This is a genomic window from Streptomyces sp. NPDC088261 (assembly GCF_044740805.1).
In the GTDB taxonomy this organism is placed as follows: domain Bacteria; phylum Actinomycetota; class Actinomycetes; order Streptomycetales; family Streptomycetaceae; genus Streptomyces.
The window spans coordinates 814,585-832,968 of record NZ_JBIURL010000001.1 but is presented as its reverse complement, the minus strand read 5'-3'; the positions used below and the strand labels follow the sequence as shown (position 1 = coordinate 832,968).

Below are 18,384 nucleotides of genomic sequence, written 5' to 3'. Positions count from 1 at the left end.
GCTTGCGGACGTAGCTCAGTTGGTAGAGCGCAACCTTGCCAAGGTTGAGGTCGCCAGTTCGAACCTGGTCGTCCGCTCAAGAAGGGGAAACCCCCGGTCGTCCGACCGGGGGTTTTCTCGTGCCTGCCGCCCTCCTCCGTCTCCGGCTACGTCCAGCTGAGGCCGGTGAGACGTTCGTACGCCTCCACGTACTTCGCGCGGGTGGCGTCCACGATCTCCTGGGGGAGCGGCGGGGGCGGCTGTTCGCTCGCGCGGTCCCAGCCCGAGGCGGGCGAGGTCAGCCAGTCGCGGACGAACTGCTTGTCGTACGACGGCTGGGCGTGCCCCGGCTCCCAGGTGTCGGCCGGCCAGAAGCGGGAGGAGTCGGGGGTCAACACCTCGTCCGCGAGGATCAGTTGCTCGCCCTCGTAGCCGAACTCGAACTTCGTGTCGGCCAGGACGATCCCGCGTTCCCTGGCGATGTCGCGGGCCCGCCCGTACACGTCGAGCGTGGTCCTGCGCAGCAGCGCGGCGGTCTCCGCGCCGACCTGGCGGGCGACTTCCTCGTACGACACGTTCTCGTCGTGCTCGCCGACCGCGGCCTTCGTGGCGGGGGTGAAGATCGGCGCGGGCAGCTCGGAGCCGTCCTCGAGACCTTCGGGGAGCGCGAGCCCGCAGACCGTACGGCTCTCCCGGTATTCGACGAGTCCGGAGCCGGTCAGATAGCCGCGGGCGACCGCTTCCACCGGGACCATGTCCAGGGCCTTGCAGACGAGAGTGCGGCCCGCCCAGTCGCCGGGGGCGCCCGGCGGGAGGTCTGTGGAGATCACGTGGTTCGGGACGAGGTCCGCGAGTTTGTCGAACCACCAGAGCGAGAGCTGGGTGAGGACCCGGCCCTTGTCGGGGATCTCGGTGGGCAGGACCCAGTCGTACGCGGAGATGCGGTCGCCGGCGACCATCACAAGGTCGCCGGCCTCGTTCCGGTACAGGTCGCGCACTTTGCCGGTGTGCAGATGCACGAGGCCCGGAACCTCCAGGGGCTCGGGCTTTTCCACGAATCCGGACACGGTTCCTCCGAGGGGTGGGTCTTCAAGATCGCCTCGATTCTCCCGTACACCGGAAGTCGCGGCGTCCACGGGGGCGGGAACCCCCGCCGCGCGCGGGCGGGAACCCTCGTCCAGGGACGGCGGGAACCCCGCCGCCATGGGGGCCGGAACCCCCTCCCCTTCCCATCCTCTCGCCCCTCAGTCCCGTTTGCAGATGCGGTCCAGGAGGTTGGCGGTGGCGCGCTGCACGCGGGGGTCGACGTGGCCGGGCCGGTCCAGTTTCGGCGACCAGGCGAAGGTGCCCGAGGCGAAGACGAGGGCGCCGGAGGGGGCGCGGTAGAGCGAAGTCTCCTGGTGGCGGCGGGCGTTCTCGCTGTCGCGGTACGGGGAGTGCGCGAGGAGGATGCGGTCCTCGTGCTCGGGGAGGGAGATCCGGGGGTAGTACCGGTCGGCCTCCCCCGCCACCAGCCCCTCGATCTCGTCGCCCTCGGCGGCGCCGGTGGCCTCCCAGAGCCAGTGCCCGGCGTTCCGTACGACCAGGGGGTGGGGCTCCGGGACGCGGCCCGCGTACTGGATGCCGAGCAGCTTCTGCTCCGGCCGGTCGACGTCCCGCCAGAGGGCGGACCGGCCGGGGCCGCGCCGTTTGAGGCAGGTGAGGAGGCGGTCGGGGACGCCGGAGGCGGAGGGGCCCAGCTCCACCTGCCAGTACATGGTGTTGGCGGAGAGGAAGACGAGCGAGGTGCCGTGGTCGCGCGCCTGCTCGACCGTACGGCGCATGGGGACGGACCAGTACTCGTCGTGGCCGGGGAAGACCAGGCCCCGGTAGCGCGTGGGGTCGACGCGGCCGGCGTGCAGGTCGCGGGCGTCGGCGTACGCGAGGTCGTATCCGTACCGCTCGGCCCAGCGGATGAAGTCGTACGCGTGCCCGACGTGCAGGGGCAGGCCCGCACCCGCGTACGGGCGGTCGAAGGAGACGGTCGTGGCGGCGTCCTCCTCGCCGAGGAGGCGGCCCTGGTCGTCCCAGGCGTGGTAGAGGCTGGCGCCGGTGTGGCCGTCCTCGGGGTAGAGGTTGTACGCCTGCCAGGTGATGTCGGGGAGGAGCAGGAGGAGGTCGGCGGGGCGGTTGTCGCGGATGGTGAAGGGGATGTGGGAGCGGTAGCCGTCGATGGTGGTGAGGACGGCGACGTAGGCGCCGAGCGCCCAGTACGAGGGGATCTGGAGCCGCCAGGAGAGCCACCAGTGATGGCAGGAGACCGTACGGTCCGCGGCCAGGGGCGGGGGCTGGACGATCCCGGAGAGCCGGGGGCTGGTGGTTATCTTGGAGGCGCCGTCGCCGCTGTAGTGCCCGATCCGGTAGATGTCGACGGAGAACTGCTGGGGCGGGTCGACCGTGATGTGGAAGTCGATGGACTCGCCGGGGGCGGCGGCGCCGGTGGACGCGAAGCCCTTGATCTGGCGCTTTACGTCGTCGGCGGTACGGGGGCCGGGGCTGCGCTCGCGGCCGAGGGTGGGGGCGGCGTACCAGGGGACGACCTGGCCGGTGTCGTCGAAGTAGTTCTCACTGCCGCGCAGCCACGGTAACGGGCCCTGTCCGAAGGGGTCGCTGACCGCATGGGCGAGAGCGCCCGATTCCCATCGCCGGATCTGCTCCGCCACCATGGTGCGCCCCTCTTTCGAGCCCCCGAGCCCCCGAGACAACTGGTGATAACTGGTGAATGGGACCGCTGGTTCGACCGCCGGGGCTCAGGTGAAGGCGGCCGGTGCCCGGCCGGTTCTGCGGTCGACTGTCAGCGCCGGTCCCCAGCACATCACATAACGCACTCGCTCCGTCACCGTTCGTCGCGAATTGCCGAGAGTGGAAGCCCCGGGTCCGGATGCGGGCGGGGGCGGGGGGAGTTGGCGGTGGGGGGTGAGGGGTGGCGGGGGTGGGCGGGGGAGGGGGCGGTGTGTCTGGCTCCTGGGCCCGCGGATGGTTTGGCCGTTGGCGGCGCCCTTGGCGGGCCTTTCTGCGCCCTTCCGGGCCGCTTTCGGCCCGCTTCCGCGCCGTTCCCGGGCCCGCTCCAGGGGCCCTCCCGGCGCCTTCCCTGCCGCTTCCGGGCCTTGTAGCGGCCCTGTTGGCAGCCTTTCTGGTGGCGCTTCTGGTGGCGCTTCTGGTGGCCGTCCACCGCGCTTCTTCGCTGGACCGCGACCGGAGGGCCCCGCCTGGGCGGCGGGGGACGGAGGGGCCGGGAAGGCGAGGGCGGGGCGTGGTGTGGGGCGGACTCGGCGGAGGAGATGGGGGGCCGTTGAGGAGGTCGGGGGCAGGGGCGGAGGCGCGGTCGAAGGTGCCGAGGGAGGTGGGGGGCGCGTTGGAGCGGGAGGGGGCGGGGGGTGGGGTGGGGGGCGCCGGGGGCGCGCGGGGGTGGGCGTTGGGGACGGGCGCGCCGGGGGTGGGGGGATGGAGCCGCGAGTTCGTACCGCGGGGGACGGCGTCCCCGCGCGTCGCGTTCGAGTGCCGGATCGGCCGTGGGCGTCGGGGAGGGGTCCTCAGGGGGCGTTCTGGGACGTGACCGAGGTTGCGGAGGACGTATCCGCCCTGGTCGATGGGGCGGGTCTGCTTCGGGGGCAACCGGACCGGCTCAGGCCCTGATCAGGGCCGCGACGGCATGCGGTTCCGTGAGGCGTCCGGATCGGCGGGATTCCCCGCAGGAGCAGCTCCGGACCGAGATGGCCATGCTTGCCGGCGCCGAATGTCCCCAGCGACGGGGCAGTCCGTTCAGCAACGCCGGATTCGCCGCAACGGCGAACGCGCCGGCCGGAACCGAAGCCTCGGGTCCCGTACCGCCCCCGTCCCCGGCATCCGGATCGTCCGCCGGCGGCGACGGCGGCTCGTGGGGGGTTCCGGGTCGTCCAAGCGACGTGCCGCAGCCGGGGATTGAGGTCGTCCGCGAACAGCGCGAGGCAGGGGCGGCCAAAGTGTCGCGCTGGTGCCTCAGGACCGACCGGCGTCGCGCCGGACAGGCGTCTCGGCGTGAGCGACCAGGCCTCGGCCGTCACCGCCTCCGCCCGGAGGACCGTGCTCGTACCGGACATACGCGGACGGCTCCCACACCGTGGCGAACGCGCGTGCCAGGCGTCGCGCGGCGGGCGATATTCGTCGGACAGGGCTAGGGCGCGGTGGCATCCTGGGCACGGTCCCGTCGGTGCGACGGTGGTCAACTCGGCGAGTGGTACGGCGATTCGGCGATACGCCGTTTCGACGGTAGCGGAGAAGGGGCGGCGCGGTGCACACCGTGGAAGTGGAATGGGTCAGTGCTCTCGACCGGCTGCCCAAGGACAGCGATTGTGTGATGGGGGCGATCACCGGCCGCTATCCCGGCGATCCCGAAGGGGAGGACGCCGACTCGCGGGCGGGCGAGGAGTATTGGCTGGTCCTCCCCACCTACTTCCACTCCCGTCACACCGACGAGCGCACCGGAACGCTGTTCCACAACTGCTTCGTGGACTCGGACAGGGTCGTGCGCCTGCCGTACGGCGGTTCGACGCCCGAGCAGGTCACCCACTGGGCCGAACTGCCGGTCCTCCCGGGCACCTCGGAGCGCCAAATCCTGGGCGCCGCCGCACAACCCGCCCTCCACGCAGCCCTGCCCCAAGCACCCGGCGTCACGCGCAAAGAGCGGGGAGCGCCCTAGGGGGTGTCCGCGAAGTGGGGTCGTTCGCCCGGAGGGGGGGCTCGCGGTGTCTGGTGCGTGCGAGCGCAAGGCGGAGGGCCGAGCGCGTGCGGGACGTACTCGCTCCGTCCGGCAACGCCGCGAGCGCGTATGCCAGACTCCGCGAGCCGGACACCGCTTCGCGGACACGCCCTAGACGAGGCGGACCGGCTTCTCCGCTCGTACGCCCACCGCCGTCAGCCAGGAGCGGAGCGGCCCCGCGTCGCCGTCCTCCACCAGGCTGAGCACCGGACCCGCCAGGTCCACCCGGCGTTCGCCGCCGATCAGGAGGGTCGGGCCGTCGAGCCAGTCCAGACCGGGCGCGGCGCCCGCCGTGTCGACGGCGGAGCAGCAGACCATCGCGGTGACGTGGTCGGCGAGCAGTTCACGGCCGGTACGGGGCGGCTGGAGCGGGAACAGCGGCAACGGGTCCGTCCCCCACGGCACCAGCACCTCGCCCACCGCCTCCGCGGGCACCGGCGGCGTCGCGGCCTCCTCCCGGGCCACCTCCGCGCTGATCCCAGCGGCGAGGGCGTCACCCCGGGGGGAACCACCAGGCTCAACGTCACCGTCACCGTCCGCGTCACCCGCGTTGTCGTCGCCTTCGTCTTCGCTCAGGCCGGACGGGCCGGACGGGCCGGACGACGCGCTGGCGGCCGCGGACATGCCGTCCTGACCCAGGTGCGGGACCCGGGCCTCGTCACCGGCCGCGTGCCCCGCACGCTCCGTACCCTCGCCTGCGCGTGCATCCGAGCCCGCACCCCCCAGGGCCCCCGCCTCCGACAGGTGATCCATCACGCGGTCCAGCGTCGGCCCCGGCTGGCCCGGCGACCGCCGTACCCCCATCCCGTCCAGCACCCGGTGCAGCCGCGCCGCCTCCGCCCGCCACTTGCGGTCCACGACCTCCTCCGGATACTGCTGCCAGTCCACCGGCGACCAGTCGGGACCCGCCTCCGCCGGCCCGCCGTGGAAGAGGCGGGCGGCCAGCAGCGACGTGGCCTCGTCCACCAGACCGGGCTCTTCGAGCAGGTCGCAGGCGGGACGCTCGCCGAGCCGCGACGTGAAGCCCTCGGCGAGGCGGTCGCGGCGGGACAGCTCCGTCAGCGCGGAAACCACGCCCGCGTCCAGCCGGGAGGGCCACCGGCCCATGCGCCACGCGGGCAGCGCGACCCGGGTCAGCAGCCGGTCCCAGCCGGCGTAGGCGAGGCCGACCTGTTCCTGCGCCTGGATCCGCAGCCCGTAGTCGACCCCCTGCGCTCGCTCGGACGCCGCCGCCGCGACCCCCCGCTCCATCAGCGCGGCGTGCTCGCCGCAGGCGCGCAGCAGCAGCCGGGCCACCAGGCCGACGAGAACGAGCGGCACGCGCCGTACCGCACTCCGACCGGGGCGGGTCGCCACGGCCACCGCCGCGTCCAGCCCCCGTACGAACCGGCGGGCGGCGGCTATGTCCGGATGCGCCGACGGCCCCGTACCCGCGACCACGGGAGCCAGCACCGCCCGCAGCTCCGCGACGCGCATCCACCACAGGAAGGGCGATCCGATGACCAGGACGGGCGCGGCGGGGACGCGGCGCCGGCGGGCGCCGCCGGAGAGGAGGCGGGCGTGTGCCGGATGCGTACGGTCCTCCAGCCAGCTGTCGCAGTCCGGGGTGAGCGCTATGGCGGAGGGCATGGGGACGTCGAGCCGGTCGGCGAGGTCCCGGACCAGCCGGTAGAGGTCGGGCGCGGCACGCTCCGTGACCGGGACGGTGGGGCTGAGGGCCGGCCTGGCGTGGGCGATCACCAAGCCCACGGCGGCCGCGAGCACCAGCACGAGGACCGCGAGCGCGGTCACCGCCCAGCGGGCCGTGTCCCATCCCCCGCCGACCAGATGACCCGACGCACCGGCGGCGAGCAGCACGACGGCGACGGCCGCGGGCAGGACGGCGATCCCCAGCGCTCTGCCGCGGACGCGCAGCACGGCGAGGGCCCGGGAACGGGCGCCCCGCATGCCGATCTCCTCACCGACAACCGAACCTGACATGGCCGGACCTCACCCCCTCCGCCCCGCGCTGGGATTGCTCACTCCCCCACTGTGGCACCCGCCACTGACATCGCAATGCCGGTGGGCCAAGTGCCGGAATGCTTGCGCCGCACCCTAGTTGGCGCTGTGCCGACCGTCATCCGGATGGCCTACTCGTCACTCGATGGAATGGCTTTGGTCAGAGCTGCTGACACGGCCGGACAGCAGCGTTTTCGCCGGGGCCGGCGGAGCGGGGAAACGACGGGGTGGACGGCGAAGGGCGACCCGGTTGACCGAGCCGCCCGTACCTCTGCTGTTCCTGCTGGCTTACTGTTCCTGGCTGGTGCCCGCCACTGAGGCCCTACGCCTCCTCCGCCGCCGCCCGCGCGATGTCCGTACGGTGCTGCGCGCCGTCCAGGCGGATGCGGCCCAGCGCCTGGTACGCGCGCTCCCGCGCCTGCGCCAGGTCCTTGCCCGTCGCCGTCACGGAGAGCACCCGGCCACCCGCGGTCACGATCGTGCCGTTGTCGTCCAGGCGGGTCCCGGCGTGCAGTACGTACGCCTCGGGCGCGTCCTGCTCCGCGATCTCGTCCAGGCCGCCGATGGGGTCGCCGGTGCGGGGGGTGTCCGGGTAGTTGTGCGAGGCGACCACGACGGTGACGGCCGCGTCGTCGCGCCAGGTCAGTGACGGCAGGTCGGCGAGCGTGCCCTCCGCCGCGCCGAGCAGGACCGCCGCCAGCGGGGTCTTGAGCCTGGCCAGGACCACCTGCGTCTCGGGGTCGCCGAAGCGGGCGTTGAACTCGATCACCCGTACGCCGCGGCTGGTGATCGCGAGGCCCGCGTACAGCAGTCCGGAGAACGGCGTTCCGCGGCGGCGCAGTTCGTCCACGGTCGGCTGGAGGACCGTCTCGAGGACTTCGCCGACCAGCTTGGGGTCCGCCCACGGGAGCGGTGAATACGCGCCCATGCCACCGGTGTTGGGGCCCTTGTCGCCGTCCAGGGCGCGTTTGAAGTCCTGCGCGGGCTGGAGGGGGAGGACGGTGACGCCGTCGGTGACGGCGAAGAGGGAGACCTCGGGGCCGTCGAGGAACTCCTCGATGACCACCCGGTCACAGGCGAGGGCGTGCGCGCGGGCCACGGCGAGGTCGTCGGTGACGACCACGCCCTTGCCGGCGGCGAGACCGTCGTCCTTGACGACGTACGGGGCTCCGAACGCGTCGAGGGCGTCGTCGATCTGTTCGGGGGTGGTGCAGACGTAGCTACGGGAGGTCGGGACGTTCGCCGCGGCCATCACGTCCTTGGCGAAGGCCTTGGAGCCCTCCAGCTCGGCCGCTTCCCTGGACGGGCCGAAGCAGGGGATGCCCGCGTCCCGTACGGCGTCGGCCACCCCGGCGACCAGGGGCGCCTCGGGGCCGACGACCACGAGCCCGGCTTCCAGCTCGGTGGCGAGGCGGGCGACGGCCGCGCCGTCCATGGCGTCGACCGGGTGCAGCTCGGCCACGTCGGCGATTCCGGCGTTGCCGGGCGCGCAGTGGAGCGAGGTGACCTGGGGGTCGAGGGAGAGAGAGCGGCACAGGGCGTGTTCGCGGGCACCGCCGCCAATGACAAGGACCTTCACGGGGGCAGCCTAGCGGGGCGGGGGGTGGGGGGGTGTCGCGGCGGGGCGGGGGCGTCGGCAGGGACGCTGGCCGTGGGGGCGCTGGCGGTGGCGGGGGGCGGGGCGGGGGTGCTGGCGGGGGCGTCGACCCGGGAGGGGGCGCTGGCGGGCGGGGCGGGGGGCGCCGGCCCGGGCGGGGGTGGGGCGGCGAGGACGCCGTCGGCGGGGCGGTGTCGGGGCGCGCTGGCCCTGGCAGGGGCATCGGCGGCGCGGGGGTGCAGGCCGTGGCGGGGGCCCGGCGGCAGCGTCGGTGGGGCGAGGTCGAGGGCGGCGAGGACGTTGTCGGTGGGGGCCGCGAGGGGGCGCGCTGGCGCGGCGGGGGTGCTGGCGGGAGCGGCGGCCCGGGCGGGGGCGCGGCGGGGTGCTGGCGCGGGCGGGCGCGCTGGCGAGGGGCGGAGGCCTTGGCGGTGTCGGGGGTGGGGCGCGCTGGCCCCGGTGGGGGCAGGAGCGCCGGCGAGGGCGGGGCGGCGAGGACGTCGGCGGCGGGGCGGGGACGCTGGCGGCGGGGCGGGGCGGGGCGAGGTCGAGGCGACGAGGACGTCGTCGGTGGGGCGGGGCGACGGCAGCAAGGTCGTCGACGGAGGCGCTGGAGGTGCCGGGGGCGCCAGTGGGGCGGTGCCGGGGCGAGGGCGTCGGTGGGTGGTGGGGCGGAGGCGCTGGCCCGGGTGGGGGCGCCGGCGAGGGGCGGAGACGTTGGCGGCGGCGGGGGGCGCGCTGGCCGTGGCGAGGGTGACCGCGCGGGGCGGGAAGGGCGGCGTCCGGGACGGGGCGCGCTGGCCCCGGTGGGGGCAGGGGCGTCGGCGAGGGCGGGGCGGGGCGGACATCGTCGGCGGGGCGGGAGGGCAAGCGGCAGCGGCGGCTGGGCGGGGCGCGCTGAACCTGGCGGGGGGCACCGGAAGGGGCGCGCTGGCCCGGGCGGGCGCGGGGGCGTCGGAGGGGCGCTGGCGCGGCGAGGTCGGGGCGACGAGGACGTCGGCGACGGGGCGGGGACGCTGGCGGCGGGGCGGTTCGGGGTCGATGGTGGCAAGGACGTTGTCGGTGGGGCGGGGGCGGCGAGGGGGCGCGCTGGCGAGGCGGGTGCTGGCGGGGGGCGGCGGCCCGGGCGGGGGCGCGGCAGGGTGCTGGCGGGGCAAGGTCGGGGGCGACGAGGACATCGGCGGCGGGGCGGGGTCGCTGGCCCGGGCTGGGACGGGCTGGCGAGGGGCGGGAGCGTTGGCCATGGCGGGGGTGGGGGGCCGCGCTGGCCGTAGTGGGGGCGCTGGAGGTGCTGGGGGTGACCGCTGGGCAGCGCTGGCCGGCGGGGGGGCCGACGGGGCGCTGGGCCGCAGTCCACCGTCCGGCAGTCGCACCTGGGTTCATCCCCCGTAGGCGCGGGGAGCAGTTGATCGTGCCGGCAGTGTGGCCCACCCCAGCGGGTCCATCCCCGCAGGTGCTGGGAGCCGGGAGCCGGTGATCCCCCGCAGCGTGGAGTTGTCCCAGGGGGCCATCCCCACAGGGGGGCGGGTCGCTGGCAGGGGCAGGGGCGCCAGCAAGGGCCTTCTACTCGTTCGAGTATTCCTCCACGATCGTCGCGCCCAGCTCGCGCACGATCAGGTCGTGGCCGGAGAGCGCTGAGTCGACCAGGTCGGGGTCGTCCTCCTCGGGGGTGTCGTCCTCGGGAGCGACGGGGTTGGGCGCGGAGAAACCCGGCCCGGCGGCTGGACGGCCCGGGCCGCCGGGACCGCCGGACGAGGACGACGCCGGGCCATGACCTTGGCCCTGACCCTGGCCCTGACCGTAACCCTGGCCCTGTCGCTGCCCCTGCCCCTGCCCCTGGGCAGACGCCTGGGATCCGTACCCGCCCGAGGACGCGGACGCCCCCGACGGACCGGGGGCGGTGGAGCCGGATGCGGTGGCCTGGGCGGAGCCGGTGGCCCGGGAACCGTATCCGCCGCCGCCCATCCCCCCCGTACCGCCTCCGGAACCTCCGCCAACACCTGCACCCGCACCGCCACTTGAGCCGGACCCCGCGCCGGGCCCGGCGCCCGTGGCCGCGCCGGCGCCGTACCCGCCACCGTTCCCGCCGTACCCCCCGGCGCCCGTACCGCCGCCGACACCTCCGCCGTACCCACCACTGCCGCCACCGCCACCGCCCGAGAGGGGCGGCCCGGCGGTACCACCCGACGGGTCGACGATGGCTTCGATCTTCCACTGGACGTTGAACTGTTCGGAGAGCGCCTGCTTCAGCACGTCCTCGCTGCCGCTGCTGGTGAAGTTGTCCCGGGCGCCGGCGTTGATGAAGCCGATCTGGAGCGTCGTACCGTCGAAGCCCGCCACCTGCGCGTTCTGGCTGAGCAGGATCCAGGTGAAGCGGCGGCGGTTCTTCACGGCCTCCAGGATGTCCGGCCACATGTTCCGTACCTGCTGGGCGCCCTGCCCCATGGCGGGAGAGGGCGCGGGCGCGGCGGCGGACCCGGACGGCTGCTGCCCGCCGGCCCCGGAGGCAGCGGCCGGACCCGAAGCCGGCGCCGGCGCCACCGGCCCCTGCCCGGGCGTGGAGGCCGTGGGCCAGCCGCCGGGCCGGCGCGCGGCCTCGGACGGCGCGGGCGCGCCAGGGCTGGGCGCGGCGGCACCGGGCCACGCCCCGGGCCGCTGAGGCTCGGCGGCAGCCGGAGGTACGGGAGGGGCGGGCGGTACGGAATGGGTCGGCGGTACGGGATTCGCGGCCGGCACCGGGGGCGCGGGAGGCGCATGCCCCTCGGGCCCAGGCACGTACCCCACGGAAAGCCCACCACCGGGGCCTCCCGCGCTCCCCGGACCCCCCGCGCCTCCCGGCCCGGGACCCCCGCCCCCAACCCCCGGCCCACCTGAGAAGACCGCGTTCGCGGCCCCCCGCTCCAGCCGGTCGAGGCGTGCCTGCACGGACCGCTCGTCGTCGAAGGCGGCGGGCAGCAGCACGCGCGCGCAGATCAGCTCCAGCTGCAACCGTGGCGAGGTCGCGCCACGCATCTCCGTCAACCCGGTGTTGACCAGATCGGCCGCCCGGCTCAGCTCGGACGCACCGAGCACCGACGCCTGGGCCTGCATCCGCTCGACCACGTCGGCGGGCGCCTCGATGAGCCCCTTCTCTGCGGCGTCCGGCACTGCGGCGAGGATCACCAGGTCCCGCAGCCGCTCCAGCAGGTCGGCGACGAAGCGCCGCGGATCGTTGCCGCCCTCGATGACCTGCTCCACCACCTCGAACGCGGCGGCCCCGTCCCCGGAGGCGAACGCGTCCACGACCGCGTCGAGCAGCGACCCGTCCGTATAACCGAGCAGGCCGGTGGCCATGGCGTACGTCACACCGTCCTCGGCCGCGCCCGCGAGCAGCTGATCCATGACGGACATCGAGTCACGTACGGAACCGCCGCCGGCCCGCACGACCAGCGGCAGCACGCCGTCGGCGACCGGGATCTGCTCCTTGGCACAGACCTCGCCGAGGTAGGTGCGCAGCGTCCCGGGAGGCACCAGCCGGAACGGATAGTGGTGCGTACGCGAACGGATCGTCCCGATGACCTTCTCGGGCTCGGTCGTCGCGAAGATGAACTTGAGATGCTCCGGGGGCTCCTCGACGACCTTCAGCAGGGCGTTGAAGCCCGCCGGGCTGACCATGTGCGCCTCGTCGATGATGTAGATCTTGTATCGACTGCTCGCCGGCCCGAAGAACGCCTTTTCGCGCAGGTCACGGGCGTCGTCCACGCCACCGTGCGACGCGGCGTCGATCTCGATGACGTCGATCGACCCCGGCCCGTTCCTGGCCAGGTCCCGGCAGGACTGACACACACCGCACGGTGTCGGCGTGGGCCCCTGCTCGCAGTTCAGACAGCGGGCGAGGATCCGGGCGCTGGTCGTCTTCCCACAGCCGCGGGGGCCACTGAACAGGTACGCGTGATTGACCCGGTTGTTCCGCAGCGCCTGCTGCAACGGGTCAGTGACATGCTCCTGCCCGATGACCTCGGCGAACGACTCGGGGCGATAGCGGCGATACAACGCAAGGGACGACACACCTACGACGATATCGGCCCCCTAGGACAACGCCCCCGCCGAGCGCCCCCCACATCCCCACCCGGTGTCCCCCACCACGTCCTCCCCCACCCACTCCCTACCCCCCACACGCAAGCGCCCCCCACGCACCCGCCAGAGCCAACCTACCCTTGCTGCCTTCCGGCCCTGGGGGAGTTCAGTCAGATAGCGCCACGTGAGGGGCTCCGCACACAATACCCGATCCCCACCCCCCGATACGAGTTCGCGAGCACACCCCAGGATCTTGTATGGTTCGTCGCGGAGGATTCGCCTAGTGGCCTAGGGCGCACGCTTGGAAAGCGTGTTGGGGGCAACCCCTCACGAGTTCGAATCTCGTATCCTCCGCCAGTGCCTCACCGGGCACGCGTTGATGGCCCCCGCTGCTCGCAGCGGGGGCCATCAACGCGTGTGGTCTCAGTTCTGGTCTCATTCGACACCCCCGCACATCCCGCTACCTGCACCTATGTTGCCCACGGAGACTGTCGCGTCGCGGTCAGCCCTTCAGACGGTGCCTGGCGGTTCGGCGTTCGGCGCCATGACGTCATCTGAGCCCGGAGAAGATGCTCCTCGTCTCCCCGTTCCGTGATGCAGACATCCCATGATCCCGTTGGATAGTGTGGCTCGGATTCCTATCTTCGGAGGACGCTGTCGTGATGCCCGACCTGCTCGTTGTCGCGGCACTGTCAGAGGCCGCGGAAAACGCCTCGGCCGCACGTCCCCTTGGTTCCAGAGGCTCACGGGGCGAGCTTGCAGACGGCGGTCCTGCCGAGCTCACGCCGACAGCTTTGGCCGTGTTGAGCGAGATTCCAGCATGGTGGGCAGCGCAAGCTACCGCGGCCGGGCTCCAAGGCCGCTGGCTGGATATCGAGACGGCACTACAGGCTCGCCCACCCGTCGATGTCCCGAACGACCCCCCACTGGGGGACTCTTGGAGCGAACTCATCCCAGAGCAAGTCGGGGCTGCCTACGTAGAGGCTCTTTCCGCCTCCACCCGCTCCCGTCATGGCCGCCACTACACGCCACCAGAGCTAGCAAGCAGCCTGTGGGGATTGGCCCGCACGTCCCTGGACCTCCCTCCGACGAACCAGGTGCTGCCTGGACTGGTAGTCGACCCAGCCTGTGGAGCGGGGGCTCTGCTGCTGCCGGCGCTGCGTGAGCATTTGCGTGCTTCCTTCGAGGTGGACCCCGCCCTGACGCTGGCCCGCCTTCCGAACCTGGTCCGAGGCGTCGATACAGACCCGGCCGCCGTGTGGGTGGCCAACGTTGTTTTTGCTGCGGAAATGCTTCCTACGCTCGCTCGTGTGCCCGACAAAGTACGGAGACCCCTACCCGCACTGGCTCGAGTGGGCGATGGCCTTACGGACGCTCAGCAACCAAGTCGAGTCGTGCTACTAAATCCGCCGTACGGCCGGGTCCGACTTTCACCGAGCGAACGCGATAAATACGCGCACGTACTGTACGGACATGCAAATCTGTACGGCCTGTTCATGGCGGCAGCCGTCGCGAGCCTGGATAGTCAGGGAGTGCTGGCGGCACTAGTACCTACCAGCTTTACGAGCGGACGCTATTTCTCAAAGCTACGCACCTATTTGGGGCGAGAAGCTGGGATGAGTGCAGTCACATTCGTGGAAGACCGCAGCGGCGTATTCACGTCGGTCCTTCAAGAGACTTGCCTCGCCACCTTCGAACGACGCAGGCGAAGGAAGACGCGGATCAGCAGCCTGGGCAGCTCCGAGACAACGATCGCAAGCGTGAAAGCGCAGCGGACTGGCGAGCCCTGGGTTCTGCCGCGTCGGTCTGATGATGCAGTTATCGCCGCAGCAGCCTCAGCTATGACCGAGTCCCTCGCCTCGTTTGGCTGGAGCGCGTCTACTGGTCCGCTTGTCTGGAATCGTCGGAGCGCAGACCTACACGCAGCCTGGGGGCCGACCCGCTCGCATGTCGTCTGGGCAGCCGACCTTGACGGTGGGATATTGCATCGTGACGCAGCCCGCGATTCGATGCGCTATATGTCGCTTACCGCGCCTTCGGATCCCAAGGTCATGGTATTGGACAAGCCAGCGATCTTGGTTCAGCGCACGACGGCACCCGAGCAATCACGGAGGTTGGTTGCAGCTCTCCTGAGCCAGGAGGCGCTGAACGAGCGGAACGGCCGCGTCACAGTTGAGAACCACGTCAACGTGCTGCGGCCTACTGTTCCTGAGCCCGAACTCACGCATGAGGCGATGACGCGACTATTGGCTACTAAGACGCTCGATCGCGTCGTCCGATGCATTTCAGGATCAGTTGCGCTTAGCGCCTATGAGCTGGAGTCAATTCCATTGCCAGACCGCGATGTTGTGCGGACCTGGAACGAATTGGAAGGCGAAGCGCTCGAAGGCGCTGTTGCCTCCGCATACAGGCTGGAAGGCAGTTGAGATGAGGAAGACAATCAGTCCGGAGGAAGCGGAGAGGAGACTCCGAGTTATCTTCCCTCGGGCCGCCTTCGACCCTGTGCTTTCATCACCTCTTGCAGGCATGGCTGTCGCAGCGCTGGTCTACGTCGATGCCGTATGCGAAGTAACTGATGATGCGGAGAGCGCCCAGTGGGCACGCCCTTCCACCGTCGTATGGATGTCCGAAACTGTCTTGAGCCGAACCTCGGTCGACGAACGTCTCGCGTGGCGCACTGCTGCCGCCAAGGGCAGTAAGCAGGTGACAGAGGTTCAGGATTCATGGGATATCCCATTTCACCCGAAGTACAAAGATAACACTCGCGAGACGCTGCGCGACGAGACGTTCCGGTCCTGGCGTCAGCACAACGCTATTCGCAAGCGGCCCGGAATCCCGAACAACAGCAGTCGGCCCAGATGGTCACTATTGGCGGATTTCGCGGATCTTTTTGACCCGGATATGACCGATGAGGATTTTTCAGAAGCCGCTGATCAATGGCGGAACAAGAACATGACTCCGGGCGCCAAACTCAGAGCGCTCCGCGCGCTTGATACGGAATCAGCTAAGCATGCTGTCATCGTTCATCTTCCTGACGGCACAACAAGGACCCTTGAGGCTGGCGTTTCGTCCCTGATCATCAAGGGCGTTGTCGAGGAGTGGTCACACCAACGTCTGGGGCAACCGGTCCTTCTCGCCATCTCGGAGCCGGGCGATAAAGTGCACCTTGGAGACAAAAAGACGCTGCAGGCGCTCGGTATCAAAATTGATCCCAAAGAACTCCTCCCTGACGTGCTGATGGCTGATACCAATCCAGATCCAGTCCAATTTTGGATCATTGAAGCGGTGTCGTCTGATGGCCCGGTGACTAACGAACGCAAGAAGGCACTGTTGCAATGGGCCGCGCAGCAGAACATTAAAGCCGACGACTGTTCGTTCCTGAGCGCCTTTCAATCCCGCAATGCAGCACCAGCCAAGAAGCGCCTCAAAGACTTGGCCACCGGCACTTGGGCGTGGTTCGCTGACGAGCCGGGTCATGAGTTGGCCTGGTATCAGATAATTCCCGGATCGGATGAGTAGCTCCACGGCTATACTGTTTCACGCCCCATGCATTTCGCGGATCCCGAGGTGAAGAACGGCCGAGTGAGAGGTCGAGCGGCACCCTAAGGTGACTGGCCGTCTCCGCGACTACTGCATGGCCGTTCGGGTACGGCGAGGGCATGATCGAATTCTTATTCTGATTCCTGGTCTAGGGTCTGGGTGACAGCCCCTAACCAATTCGTTGCAGGCCCGCGTAAAATCCGGAAGCCGTGGGTACGATTAATCCTGACCAGCCCGGGAAGGCACTTCAGCGAGACCGCCGACCCGCCGTCGGTTCGCCTCCGCCCGTCTAGATCGCTGGGAGTATGGGCGGGTGAGTGCTGACGTGCTGGGACGCTGGGTGACGGAGCGCCCCGAGGATGTGGCCGCGGTCTTCGCCAAGGCGGACTTCCCATGGTGGATCGCCGGTGGCTACGCGATCGAACTCGTGGTCGGCCGCGAGCTGCGCGCACACGACGATCTCGACGTCCTCGTCCCCTGGCGTGACCTGGTACTCGTGCATGAACCGCTGGCCGATTGGGACCTGCACGTGGCGGATCCGCCCGGCCAGGGGGAGTTGCGACCTTGGCGTCCTGGTGAGGTCCTTCGGCCGCCGCTGCACGACATCTGGTGCCGCCGCACGCCCAAAGCGCCTTGGTCGGTGCAGCTCATGCTGGACGACGTCGAGGGCGCCCAGTGGGTCTCTCGGCGCGCCCCTGTCGTCCGGCTCCCGATCGACCAGCTCGGGCGAACGAGCAAGGAGGGCATCCCGTATCTCGCGCCCGAAGTGCAGCTCTTTTACAAGGCAAAGGCAACCCGGGACAAGGACGAACAGACTTCGAAGCGGTACTGCCGCTGCTCGACGCTCCCGCACGCGCTTGGCTTGCGGGCGCGATCAAGGTGATCGCGCCCAATGATCCCTGGCTCCGTCGGCTCCTGCCGGTCAGCCGAACGTGAGCAGCGGAACGTCGTAGAGGTCAGGGTTCCGGGGCCGGGTCGTCGTGGGCGACGTGACCTCCACGATCAGCAGTTCGCTGAGGAACTGGACCTTGGCGCTGAGGAGGTGGCTCGTCCTGCTGGCGGCCGACTGGGCCTTCAGGCCGGCGGAGACGTGGATATGCGGGAGTATCCCGCCGGTGGCCGGGTCGTGGGCGAGGGTGTCAGCGCCGAACGCCTCGACATTGGTGACGTACGTCTTCGCCCAGACCGGTGCGTCCGGGTCCGCGAGCTTCTCGCAGGCGCCCACGATCTCGGCCTCCGCGAATGCTCCGATGAACGAGGGGATGTAGCCCTGCCGTACGCCGTTGTCCCGGCAGAAGGTGGACAGCGCCTCGAAGAAGTCCTCCCCGTGTTCGAAGGTGACGCCGAAGGTACGGCCGACGGTCAGCTCGTGAGCACGCATGTGCGGGTGTCTCCTGACGAGCTGATCAGCGGGCGAAGGCGGTGGTGAAGGTCTCGCGGACCGTCGCTCCGTCGGCGCCCTGGGCGAGCAGAGCATGCAGGAGGAGCCGCGCCTGGTACGGGCTGAGGTCTCCGGCGCCGATGAGTCCTCGCCCGAGGAGGTCCTTCTCGGAGCCGGGGAAGCCGTATGTGTCGGACAGGACGGGCCCGTTGCCGATGCGGGAGGCGAGGACCACGGGGATGCGGGACGCGAGCTTGGTGAGCCCTTCGGCGAGACGGTCCGGGACGTGGCCGACGCCGAAGGCCGCGACCACGAGTCCGTCGCAGTTGCCGTCCCACAGGTCGAGCAGAGTGCCGTCGTCGCCGAGGGTGACGGTGTAGAGCCCGACGCGCGCCTCACGGTCGGGGGCACCGACCAGGGGGCCACGGGACGGCAGGCCGCCCCCCACCATCCACACCCGGTTCTCCGCGATCTGCGCGATCGGGCCACTCGCCGGCGAAGTGAATGCTGGGGCTGGTGGTGTGGGACTTGCGGACGGTCCGCGCCGAGTGGATCTCGTCGCCGAGTACGACGAGGCAGCCGGCGCCGCTGAGTCCGGGATCGGCGGCGGCCAGGACGGCGGCGTGGAGGTTGCCCGGACCGTCGGCGCCGGGCAGAGTGGGGTTGCGCATCGCGCCGGTGACGACGAGGGGCTGCTCGTGGCCGTGGTAGAGGTCCAGGAGGAAAGCGGTCTCCTCGATGGTGTCGGTGCCCTGGGTGATGACCACGCCATCGACGTCTCCGGTCTCCAGCTCCGCCGCGATCGCGACCGACAGTGCGGTGAGGTCCTCGAAGTTCAGGGAGGCGCCGGGCAGACGTCGGAAGTCCCGTACCTTGAGGCCGATGCCGCTGGTGGCCAGGGCGGGTACCGCAGCGAGGAGTTCGGGGGCCGAGAGCGCGGGTACGACACCTCCGGTGGTGGGATCAGTGGTCATGGCGATCGTGCCGCCGAGAGAGAAGACCGCCACGTTCCTGACCGACTCCGTCATATCCCCTGCTCCCCTGTCCGGACCCCGCCGA

11 protein-coding genes, 2 tRNA genes, 1 other RNA gene and 1 pseudogene are annotated in these 18,384 nt (G+C 71.1%); 6 read left to right on the top strand and 9 right to left on the bottom strand.

The genetic code is table 11. The annotated features are described in order from the left end of the window. Positions 1–4 precede the first annotated feature (4 nt). Positions 5–77 (top strand) — tRNA-Gly (locus tag ACIODU_RS03580). A 69-nt stretch (positions 78–146) separates the two neighbouring features. On the opposite strand, the gene ACIODU_RS03575 is transcribed toward ACIODU_RS03580, so the two are convergent. Beyond that, positions 147–1,046, bottom strand: a complete 900-nt coding sequence (locus ACIODU_RS03575; RefSeq protein WP_401763359.1) for a phosphoribosylaminoimidazolesuccinocarboxamide synthase — start codon at positions 1,044–1,046, stop codon at positions 147–149. Positions 1,047–1,223: 177 nt separating this feature from the next. Further along, positions 1,224–2,684 carry a N,N-dimethylformamidase beta subunit family domain-containing protein gene (locus ACIODU_RS03570; protein WP_356431226.1) on the bottom strand — a complete coding sequence of 487 codons (1,461 nt, stop codon included), beginning with the start codon at positions 2,682–2,684 and terminating at the stop codon, positions 1,224–1,226. A gap of 1,604 nt (positions 2,685–4,288) precedes the next feature. Between ACIODU_RS03570 and ACIODU_RS03565 the strand changes: the two genes are divergently transcribed. Beyond that, positions 4,289–4,696, top strand: coding sequence for an AQJ64_40280 family protein (locus ACIODU_RS03565; RefSeq protein WP_401763357.1), 408 nt, complete (start codon positions 4,289–4,291; stop codon positions 4,694–4,696). Positions 4,697–4,867: 171 nt separating this feature from the next. On the opposite strand, the gene ACIODU_RS03560 is transcribed toward ACIODU_RS03565, so the two are convergent. From ACIODU_RS03560 to ffs, 4 genes are all read right to left on the bottom strand, one after another. After that, the gene (locus tag ACIODU_RS03560) at positions 4,868–6,736 is read right to left on the bottom strand and encodes a hypothetical protein (RefSeq protein ID WP_401763355.1); all 1,869 of its coding nucleotides are present in this window, start codon (positions 6,734–6,736) and stop codon (positions 4,868–4,870) included. 340 nt (positions 6,737–7,076) lie between these two features. Continuing rightward, a complete protein-coding gene (purD, locus tag ACIODU_RS03555; RefSeq protein ID WP_401763353.1) occupies positions 7,077–8,333 on the bottom strand; it encodes a phosphoribosylamine--glycine ligase in 1,257 nt (418 codons plus the stop codon). A gap of 1,578 nt (positions 8,334–9,911) precedes the next feature. Then, positions 9,912–12,395: a DNA polymerase III subunit gamma and tau gene (locus ACIODU_RS03550; protein ID WP_401763350.1), complete on the bottom strand. Its 2,484-nt coding sequence runs from the start codon at positions 12,393–12,395 to the stop codon at positions 9,912–9,914. A gap of 110 nt (positions 12,396–12,505) precedes the next feature. Next, positions 12,506–12,600: signal recognition particle sRNA small type (ffs, locus tag ACIODU_RS03545), an RNA gene on the bottom strand. Between the two features lie 73 nt (positions 12,601–12,673). On the opposite strand from ffs, the gene ACIODU_RS03540 reads away from it, so the two are divergent. The 4 genes and pseudogenes from ACIODU_RS03540 to ACIODU_RS03525 all read left to right on the top strand — a co-directional run bounded on the left by ACIODU_RS03540 (position 12,674) and on the right by ACIODU_RS03525 (position 16,880). Further along, positions 12,674–12,761, top strand: a tRNA-Ser gene (locus tag ACIODU_RS03540). A 305-nt stretch (positions 12,762–13,066) separates the two neighbouring features. Beyond that, entirely contained in the window at positions 13,067–14,830 is a 1,764-nt protein-coding gene (locus ACIODU_RS03535; protein WP_401763348.1) for an Eco57I restriction-modification methylase domain-containing protein, read from the top strand. 100 nt (positions 14,831–14,930) lie between these two features. Beyond that, positions 14,931–15,923 (top strand): BsuBI/PstI family type II restriction endonuclease, encoded by a 993-nt coding sequence (locus tag ACIODU_RS03530; RefSeq protein ID WP_401763345.1) that lies wholly within the window; start codon positions 14,931–14,933, stop codon positions 15,921–15,923. A 334-nt stretch (positions 15,924–16,257) separates the two neighbouring features. Then, a pseudogene (locus ACIODU_RS03525) lies at positions 16,258–16,880 on the top strand (nucleotidyltransferase domain-containing protein). Here ACIODU_RS03525 and ACIODU_RS03520 read toward each other — a convergent pair. The 3 genes from ACIODU_RS03520 to ACIODU_RS03510 are packed head-to-tail and all read right to left on the bottom strand — an operon-like array spanning position 16,867 to position 18,353. Next, complete coding sequence (locus ACIODU_RS03520) at positions 16,867–17,325, bottom strand: PPC domain-containing DNA-binding protein (RefSeq protein ID WP_401763342.1); 459 nt, start codon at positions 17,323–17,325, stop codon at positions 16,867–16,869. The pseudogene ACIODU_RS03525 and the gene ACIODU_RS03520 sit on opposite strands and share 14 nt — an antisense overlap. 25 nt (positions 17,326–17,350) lie before the next feature. Continuing rightward, positions 17,351–17,776 carry a hypothetical protein gene (locus tag ACIODU_RS03515; RefSeq protein ID WP_401763339.1) on the bottom strand — a complete coding sequence of 142 codons (426 nt, stop codon included), beginning with the start codon at positions 17,774–17,776 and terminating at the stop codon, positions 17,351–17,353. Next, positions 17,721–18,353, bottom strand: coding sequence for an asparaginase domain-containing protein (locus ACIODU_RS03510; protein ID WP_401763337.1), 633 nt, complete (start codon positions 18,351–18,353; stop codon positions 17,721–17,723). The genes ACIODU_RS03515 and ACIODU_RS03510 overlap by 56 nt, the downstream gene beginning before the upstream one ends. Positions 18,354–18,384: the final 31 nt, after the last annotated feature.